The organism is Actinokineospora inagensis DSM 44258 (assembly GCF_000482865.1).
GTDB lineage: Bacteria > Actinomycetota > Actinomycetes > Mycobacteriales > Pseudonocardiaceae > Actinokineospora > Actinokineospora inagensis.
This window is the reverse complement of record NZ_AXWW01000073.1, coordinates 24,098-32,300: the sequence shown is the minus strand read 5'-3', so window position 1 is coordinate 32,300 and position 8,203 is coordinate 24,098. Positions and strand designations below refer to the sequence as shown.

Genomic DNA, 8,203 nt, shown 5'->3' with positions numbered 1-8,203 from the left:
CCACCATGCGGTGGAGAGTCCTATCCGGTATTAGACCCAGTTTCCCGGGCTTATCCCAGAGTATGAGGCAGATTACCCACGTGTTACTCACCCGTTCGCCGCTCGTGTACCCCGAAGGGCCTTACCGCTCGACTTGCATGTGTTAAGCACGCCGCCAGCGTTCGTCCTGAGCCAGGATCAAACTCTCCAAAAATGCTTTTCAGAGTGTTACCTGACAAACAGACACCAAACTGGCATCACATTCATCTCAAAGGAACCCACAAAGGGGTTCAATCATTCAAGCTCTACTGGCTTAAATCGGCACACTGTTGAGTTCTCAAACAACACACGCACATCGGAATCAACCGCCGGAGAAGGCGACCTCAACCGAGGCTGGTTACTCGCTAAGTTCTTGTGTCCCGCTCGTTCCGGTTTTTCCGGCCCGTTCCGCGCTGACAGGAAGAAAGTTACACGGCCGCTGAGACGGGATCAAATCGGGGGTGCCCATACGGCGACGAACAGGCGAAAACCCTTGTGCGACAAGGTTTCCCGAAGGACGCCCGGCACCAGGGGTTCGATCGGTCGACAACCCCGTCCAAGCCGCCCGGCGACCGGGTTTTCGCTGATCAAACCCACTAAGCCGGGGTTGTGCGTTCACTTCGTGGTGTTCCCCGCGATGGGAAAGGCAAGTCCTGTGATCGCGGTCACTATCCGTCGGGTTCGCCCCGGACACCGAGTACCCATGGTCACTGGGCGCCGCCTGCCGGTGACGCCCACGCGATGAGTAGCGGCAGGTTGGACGTCGTCGACCGTCACTTCGACGTAGCCCACCGCATGGCAACCACCCGGGTCCGACCGGCGACCGCGCCGGTCGGTGAACACTCAGGAGCACATCCATGCAACGACGAACCCTCGCGCTGGTCGCGGCGAACGCCCTCCTGGGCGCGGCCGTGGTGGTCGGCGTGGCCACCCCGGCGACCGCCGCACCCGCGGCCGCCCCGGTCGCGGCCGTCACCACGCTCACCTACGACGACACCCAGGCGCAGCAGTACGCGACGAACGACGCCGCCGCGGCCGCGATCTGGAACACCGACGCCCCCAACGTGCACATCGTCAAGGCGACCAGGGGCCAGAAGGTCAACATCAAGATCGTGGCCGACCCCGGTTGGCCGCACACCACGCTCGGGCCGGTCCGGCCGAGCACCAGCGTGCAGATCTGGTTCGGCAAGCAGGCCGTCGACGAGGGCTTCGACAAGACCCGGATCATCGCGCACGAGATGGGTCACGCCCTCGGCCTGCCGGACAACCGCACCGGCCTGTGCTCGGACCTGATGTCCGGCCACTCCGCCCCGGTGAGCTGCACCAACGCCCACCCCAGCCCGGCCGAGCGCGCCGTGGTCCAGCGCAACTACTCCCGGCTGGCCGCCTCGGACGCACCGCTGACCGTGGTCATCCAGGACTGAGCACCCACGCACGAGACCGCGGCGGCCGTTCCCCCGGGAACGGCCGCCGCGCCTTTGCTCGGCGTTCAGTTCTTGGCGACCAGGGTGAGCACGTCGTACTTGGCGGCCGACGCACCGTCCTGTTTGGTCACATCGGCGTCCCAGCGGACCTCGCCGTAGTCGGCGTTCTCGCGCGGGGTGATCTGCTTGGCGGTGAGCGTGACGCTGAGCTCGTCACCCGGGTAGACCGGGGTGACGAACCGGAGGTTCTCCAGGCCGTAGTTGGCCAGCACCGGGCCGGGTTCGGGTGAGACGAACAGGCCCGCGGCGAAGGAGACGATCAGGTAGCCGTGCGCCACGATCCCGCCGAAGAACTCGTTGGCCGCGGCGGCCTCGGGGTTGGTGTGCGCGTAGAAGGTGTCACCGGTGAAGGTGGCGAAGTGGTCGATGTCCTCTTGGCTCACCACGCGGGGCCCGGCGGTGACGCTGTCGCCGACGCGCAGCGTCGCGAGGGACTTGCGGAACGGGTGGACGTCATCGGTCGTGCGCGGCGCCCCGGGCACCCACTCGCCGGTGATCGACGCCAGGACCCGCGGGCTGGCCTGGATGGCGGTGCGCTGCAGGTGGTGCAGGACGCCGCGGATACCGCCCATCTCCTCGCCGCCACCCGCGCGACCGGGGCCGCCGTGCACCAGGGCGGGCAGCGGGGAGCCGTGACCGGTGGACTCCTTGGCGTTGTCGGTGTCCAGGACCAGCAGCCTGCCGTGCCAGGGGGCGACGCCGAGGGTGACCCGGGTGGCGAAGTCGGCGTCGCCGGTGACGATCGAGCCGACCAGGCTGCCCTGACCGCGGGCGGCGAGGGCCACGACGTGGTCGACGTCGTCGTACGGCAGCAGGGTGCTGACCGGGCCGAACGCCTCGACCTGGTGCGGCTCGGCGCGGTCGGGGTCGTCGGCGCGCAGCAGCACCGGGGACAGGAACGCGCCCCGGGTGGCGTCGGCGTCGAGCACGTCGACGTGGTCGAGGGTGCCGTAGACGACCTTGCCCGCGTCGGACAGGGCGTGCACCGAGCGGCGGACCTCTTCGCGCTGGTCGAGGCTGGCCAGGGCGCCCATCCGGACGTCCGGGTTGGCCGGGTTGCCGACCTTGACCTTCGCCAGCCGGTCGACGACGGCCTCGGTGACGGCGTCCAACGCGGCGGCGGGCACGAAGGCGCGTCGGATGGCGGTGCACTTCTGGCCCGCCTTGATCGTCATCTCGGTGACCAACTGCTTGACGAACAGGTCGAACTCGGGCGTGCCCGCGGTGGCGTCCGGACCGAGGACCGAGCAGTTCAGCGAGTCGGCCTCGGCGGTGAACCGGACCGAGTTGGCGATGACGGTGGGGTGGCTGCGCAGCTTCAGCGCGGTGGTGGCCGACCCGGTGAAACCGACCAGGTCCTGCGGGGTGAGGTGGTCGAGCAGGTCACCGGCGCTGCCGCAGACGAGCTGCAGGCTCCCCTCGGGCAGGGTGCCGGAGGCGAGCATCAACTCGACCAGCCGCGCGGTCAGGTACGCGGTCTGGCTGGCGGGCTTGATCAGGCTGGGGACGCCCGCGAGGAACGCGGGCGCGAACTTCTCCAGCGGCCCCCACATCGGGAAGTTGAAGGCGTTGATCTGCACCGCGACCCCGTGCAGCGGGGCGGCGATGTGCCTGCCGACGAAGGTGCCCTCCCGACTCAGCCGCTCGACCGGCCCCTCGGCGAGGACCTTGGCGTTCGGCAGTTCGCGGCGGCCCTTGCTGCTGTAGGTGAACAGCACGCCGATGCCGCCGTCGACGTCGACCAGGGAGTCGCGCTGGGTGGCGCCGGTGCGGGCGGACAACGCGTAGAGCTCGTCCTTGTGCTCGGTGAGGTAACCGGCGAGGACCTTGAGCAGGGCCGCGCGCTGGTGGAAGGTCAGGTCGCGCAGCGCGGGACCACCGGTCCGGCGGCCGTGGTCGAGCGCGGCGGCCATGTCGACACCGGCCGAGGAGATCCGGGCCACCTCCTCACCGGTGACCGCGTCGAGCAGGGGCGCGCCGTCCGCGTCGGGGGTGTGCCAGCGGCCGGATACGTAGCTGCGCAGCAGCGCCATCGGGGGTCGACCTCCTGAGTCGATCACGGGTGCGGCCTCGTCGCCGCGCTCCCGATGCTAGTGACCCGCGCCGGTGAATTGCCCGGCTCGCGCGCGTAGACCACGAAAACAATTCAGGGCAATCCGGGGTCGGGCGTTACCGTTTACCGGTGTGTTGTCCTGTGAACGCGCTGGGAACACCACCCACTTGCGAATGACCAGTTTGGGGTGAAAAGGTGGCTTCAGATGGCGTGGTCGCTTGACCGCCGCGCATTCCCAGGGGCCGTTGACCTGGGAAGTTGAGCCGGTGCGGCGATTTATCGCGATCATGTTCCGCATGGGGCCGACCGTGCGGAAATTCCCGATTCACCCTGCCGCGGCCATTGCCGCAGAATCGAGAAAAGCATGAAGAAGACCCAACTCGTCGTTTCCATCGCGGCGGCGGCGCTGGCCGTGTTGGCCGCCGCGCCCGCCGCAGGCGCGGCCCCCGCCGGTGACCCGGTCCAGTCCCCCGCCATCATCGGCGGCAGCACCGGCAACCTGCCGTACGCGGCCCGGATGTTCGCCAACGGCCAGCAGGAGTGCACCTCCACGCTGATCGCGCCGCAGTACATCCTCACCGCCAAGCACTGCGTCGCCGGCGGCGGCTCGTTCAGCTTCCGCGTCGGCAGCCAGGACCAGACCAGCGGCGGCACGGTCGCCAACGGGGCGCAGGTCTACACGAGTTCCAACTCCGACCTGGCCATCGTCCGCCTGGACCGCAGCGTCGCAGGCGCCACCGCCCCGCTGGGCACCACGGCCGACGCGCGCGCCGGGCAGCAGGTCCAGGTCTACGGCTGGGGCGCGACCTGCACCAACCAGCCGGAGATCAACTGCCAGTCGCGGTACCTGAAGGTCGCCACCGTGCAGGTCTCCTCGACCAACGCCCGCGACGCCTACAACGGCGTCGCCATCCAGGCCTACCGCGGCAACGGCATCACCGCGGGCGGCGACTCCGGCGGCCCGATGGTCGGCAACGGCCGCCAGATCGGCGTGGCGTCGACCAGCGACCGGCAGAGCGTCACCAACTACACCTCGGTCGGCCAGTACCGCACCTGGATCAAGAGCATCGCGGGCGTCTGACCCGGCAGCGCCACACATGACGGGGTGCCGCGGCTGACTCCGGCCGCGGCACCCCGTTCCCGCTGCGGCCGGCCGAACTGAGCAGCCCCCGATTCCAGCCTAGTGGCGTGGCGGGCGGAGACGGGAGGCTGAACCTGTCCGCTGGGGACGACGCGGGGAGATGTGGGCAAGTCGCCCACATCCTTCACCGCTGCCCACAGCCGACAAGTTCACCCTCCTGCCGTCACCCTCTTCCCCACTAGGCTGGAATCGGGGGCTGCTCAGCCTGGTTCGATCTTGAAGAGGCGTTCGAGCGGGCGCTGGGTGTCTGGTCGATCTGACCGGGTGTTGTCGTTGCCCGCTGTGGTCGCTCGACTCGACTCGGCGCGGGCGGGCCGGTCGTCGACAGCAGCCCCCGAATCCAGCCTAGTGGCAAGGAAAACGCGGGCGGCGGGTGAACTCGTCGACTGTGGATGGTCACACGCGATGTGGATGGCTGTACCACTCGGGACAGTCGCACCCGCGGGCACAAGCGCGGGACAGCCCCAAGTCCACCCCTGGCGGAGCACCCGCAGGCACCACATGCCTGACAAGCCCGAGCTGTCCACATCTCTCCGCGTGGTCCCCAGCGGACAAGTTCAGTCTCCCGCGAGTTCAGCGTTCGCCACTAGGCTGGAAACGGGGGCTGCTCGGGCCGGTTCGATCTTGACCGGGGTTACGGGCAGGTGTTGAGCATCTGCGTCAGGGCGGCGAGTTCGGCGTCGTCCACCGACAGTTTGTACTTGACCTTCACCGCGACGTACGCGGTGGCGTAGTCGCACCAGTAGGTGCGGGTGGGGCGCCACTTGGCGGGGTCGCCGTCGCTTTTCTGCGTGTTGGAGCGGGCGGTGACGGCGATCAGGTTGGTGGTGTCGTTGTAGTACGCGGAGCGTTGGGCGGCGGTCCAGTCGCGGGCGCCGGAGCGGGCGGCCTCGGCCAGCGGGACGATGTGGTCGATCTGCAGGTCGGCGGCGTCCTTGCTGGTGACACCGTCGTAGCGGCTGGTCCAGCAGGTGGCCTTGGGGCAGGTGGGCTTGCACTGGGCGTCGACCGTCTCGCCGTCGCCGTCGCGGACGAGGACCTGTTCGCGGGTGCTGCACTTGGTGCCCGGCTGGTTCTTCCAGTCGCCCCACTCGGCGCGGTTGTAGTGGGCGCCGGTGTCCTCGGGGCGGGGTTGGCCGAGGGCGGCGAGCTGGGCCGCGTGGTTGCCGGGGGCGGCGGGGGTCTCGACGGTGCTGCTGGTCGTGCCGAGGGCGTTGGGATCGCACGCGGCGACGGCGATGGCGGCCAGCAGGGTCAAGGCTGGGACAGCGGAACGCATGATCACTCCGTGTTATGCAGGATTGAGTGCATACATTCCACTGATCATGACCGGACGCGGGGAGGCACGCCGAACGGGGGCGCATGATCGCCGGCACAGAACACCCGCGTGGGCCCCACCCCCGACCATCGAGTAGGGCCCACGCGGGTGGCGAACCGCTAATGCGCGGTTGCCTGCTCCGCCCCCGCCCCGGTCAGCGCGCGGACCTCCATCTCGGCGAACTTGTCACCGGTGCGCTCCTTCGACAGCACGGTGCCCAGCCAGCCGAGGATGAACGCGAGCGGGATCGACACCAGACCGGGGTTCTCCAGCGGGAACCAGTGGAAGTCCACGCCCTGGATCATCGACGGGGTCGCCGCGGTCGAGGGCTTGCCGGACACCGCCGGGGAGAACACGATCAGGATGATGCTCGCCGCCAGGCCGCCGTAGGTGCTCCACAGCGCGCCGGAGGTGTTGAACCGCTTCCAGAACAGCGAGTACAGGATGGTCGGCAGGTTCGCCGACGCGGCCACCGCGAACGCGAGCGCCACCAGGAACGCCACGTTCTGCCCGTTGGCGACGATGCCGCCGACGATCGCCACCACGCCGATCACGACCGCCGTCAGCCGGGCGACCCTGACCTCGGCGTTCTTGTCGGCCAACTGGTCCTTCTTGATGATGTTGGCGTAGATGTCGTGCGCGAACGACGCCGACGCGGTGATCGTCAGGCCCGCGACGACCGCCAGGATGGTCGCGAAGGCGACCGCGGCGATCAGCCCGAGCAGCACCGGCCCGCCCAGCGCCTGGGCCAGCAGCGGCGCGGCCGAGTTCGCCTTGCCCGGCGCCGCCTTGATCGCGTCCGGGCCGACGATGGCGCCCGCGCCGAAACCGAGGACCAGGGTGAACAGGTAGAAGATGCCGATCAGCCAGATGGCCCAGACCACCGAGCGGCGGGCCTCCTTGGCGGTGGGCACGGTGTAGAAGCGCATCAGGATGTGCGGCAGGCCCGCCGTCCCGAGCACCAGGGCCAGGCCGAGGGACAGGAAGTCCAGCTTGCTGGTCCCGGTCGCGCCGTACTGCTTGCCCGGACTCAGCAGCGCCTCGCCCGCCTTGCCGCCCTTGTCCACCGCGCCACCGAGCAGGCTGGACAGGTTGAAGCCGAACTTGCCGAGCACCCAGACCGTCATCACCAGCGCGCCGACGATGAGCAGCGCGGCCTTGATGATCTGCACCCAGGTGGTGCCCCTCATGCCGCCGACCAGCACGTAGACGATCATGATGATGCCGACCACGGCGATCACCACGGCCTGACCGGTCTTGTTGGTCACGCCGAGCAGCAGCGCGACCAGGCCGCCCGCGCCCGCCATCTGGGCCAGCAGGTAGAAGAAGGTGACCACCAGCGTCGAGGTCGCCGCGGCGGCGCGCACCGGCCGCTGCCGCATCCGGAACGCCAGCACGTCGCCCATCGTGTACTTGCCGGTGTTGCGCAACAGCTCCGCGACCAGCAGCAGCGCGACCAGCCAGGCGACCAGGAAACCGATCGAGTAGAGGAAACCGTCGTAGCCGTTGAGCGCGATGGCACCCGCGATGCCCAGGAACGAGGCGGCGGAGAGGTAGTCGCCGGAGATGGCGACGCCGTTCTGCGGGCCGGTGAAACCGCGGCCGGCGGCGTAGTAGTCGGCGGCGGTCTTGGTGTTGCGGCTGGCCCGGAACACGACCACCAGGGTGATCGCGACGAACACGGCGAAGATGCCGATGTTGAGGCCCGGGTTGCTGCCGGTGACCCCGGCGGCGAGGTTCCTGGTCACTTCGCGGCCTCCTCGTTGCTCGCTGCGCCTTGCGTGCCCGCCGGGGTTGCTGTGATATCCACGCTCTCGCGGATCCGGGCGGCCAACGGGTCGAGCTTCCGGTCGGCGTAGCGCACGTAGAGGCTGGTGATCACGAAGGTGGAGACGAACTGCAGCAGGCCGAGCAGCAGGCCGACGTTGAAGTCGCCGACGAGCTTGGTCTTCATGAAGCCGTGGGCGTAGTCGGCCAGCAGGACGTAGACCAGGTACCAGATCAGGAAGATGGCGGTCATCGGGAAAACGAACCGGCGTAACCTGGAGCGAAGCTCGACGAACTCGGCGCTGTCGTGGACCTCGGCCCAGTTCGTCGGGTCCGGGGGCCGGGTCTCGGACTCGGTGGTGCTCACTTCTCTCGCCTCCCTCGACGGGTGTTCCGCGTCACGTTAGGGAGCGGCGGGCGGC

6 protein-coding genes and 1 rRNA gene are annotated in these 8,203 nt (G+C 68.9%); 2 read left to right on the top strand and 5 right to left on the bottom strand.

All coding sequences use genetic code 11. The features are described 5' to 3' along the window. A 16S ribosomal RNA gene (locus tag H504_RS0123625) occupies positions 1 to 193 on the bottom strand; the annotation flags it as partial. Positions 194 to 875: 682 nt separating this feature from the next. On the opposite strand from H504_RS0123625, the gene H504_RS0123620 reads away from it, so the two are divergent. Next, complete coding sequence (locus tag H504_RS0123620; RefSeq protein WP_026424792.1) at positions 876 to 1,442, top strand: snapalysin family zinc-dependent metalloprotease; 567 nt, start codon at positions 876 to 878, stop codon at positions 1,440 to 1,442. 65 nt (positions 1,443 to 1,507) lie between these two features. Here the strand turns inward: H504_RS0123620 and paaZ are convergent, their stop codons facing one another. Then, positions 1,508 to 3,535 carry a phenylacetic acid degradation bifunctional protein PaaZ gene (gene paaZ / locus H504_RS0123615; protein ID WP_026424791.1) on the bottom strand — a complete coding sequence of 676 codons (2,028 nt, stop codon included), beginning with the start codon at positions 3,533 to 3,535 and terminating at the stop codon, positions 1,508 to 1,510. 384 nt (positions 3,536 to 3,919) lie between these two features. Between paaZ and H504_RS0123610 the strand changes: the two genes are divergently transcribed. Then, positions 3,920 to 4,636, top strand: a complete 717-nt coding sequence (locus tag H504_RS0123610; RefSeq protein ID WP_026424790.1) for a S1 family peptidase — start codon at positions 3,920 to 3,922, stop codon at positions 4,634 to 4,636. A gap of 694 nt (positions 4,637 to 5,330) precedes the next feature. On the opposite strand, the gene H504_RS0123605 is transcribed toward H504_RS0123610, so the two are convergent. The 3 genes from H504_RS0123605 to H504_RS0123595 all read right to left on the bottom strand — a co-directional run bounded on the left by H504_RS0123605 (position 5,331) and on the right by H504_RS0123595 (position 8,148). Beyond that, entirely contained in the window at positions 5,331 to 5,975 is a 645-nt protein-coding gene (locus H504_RS0123605; RefSeq protein ID WP_084468096.1) for an HNH endonuclease family protein, read from the bottom strand. Positions 5,976 to 6,133: 158 nt separating this feature from the next. After that, positions 6,134 to 7,762: a solute symporter family protein gene (locus tag H504_RS0123600; protein ID WP_026424788.1), complete on the bottom strand. Its 1,629-nt coding sequence runs from the start codon at positions 7,760 to 7,762 to the stop codon at positions 6,134 to 6,136. After that, positions 7,759 to 8,148, bottom strand: coding sequence for a DUF485 domain-containing protein (locus H504_RS0123595; RefSeq protein WP_026424787.1), 390 nt, complete (start codon positions 8,146 to 8,148; stop codon positions 7,759 to 7,761). The genes H504_RS0123600 and H504_RS0123595 overlap by 4 nt, the downstream gene beginning before the upstream one ends. Between the last annotated feature and the right edge of the window lie 55 nt (positions 8,149 to 8,203).

Coding starts and splice junctions, on each gene's coding strand:
- H504_RS0123610 (WP_026424790.1), top strand. CDS start 3,920: ATGAAGAAGACCCAACTCGTCGTTTCCATCGCGGCGGCGGCGCTGGCC.
- paaZ (WP_026424791.1), bottom strand. CDS start 3,535: ATGGCGCTGCTGCGCAGCTACGTATCCGGCCGCTGGCACACCCCCGAC.
- H504_RS0123620 (WP_026424792.1), top strand. CDS start 876: ATGCAACGACGAACCCTCGCGCTGGTCGCGGCGAACGCCCTCCTGGGC.
- H504_RS0123605 (WP_084468096.1), bottom strand. CDS start 5,975: ATGCGTTCCGCTGTCCCAGCCTTGACCCTGCTGGCCGCCATCGCCGTC.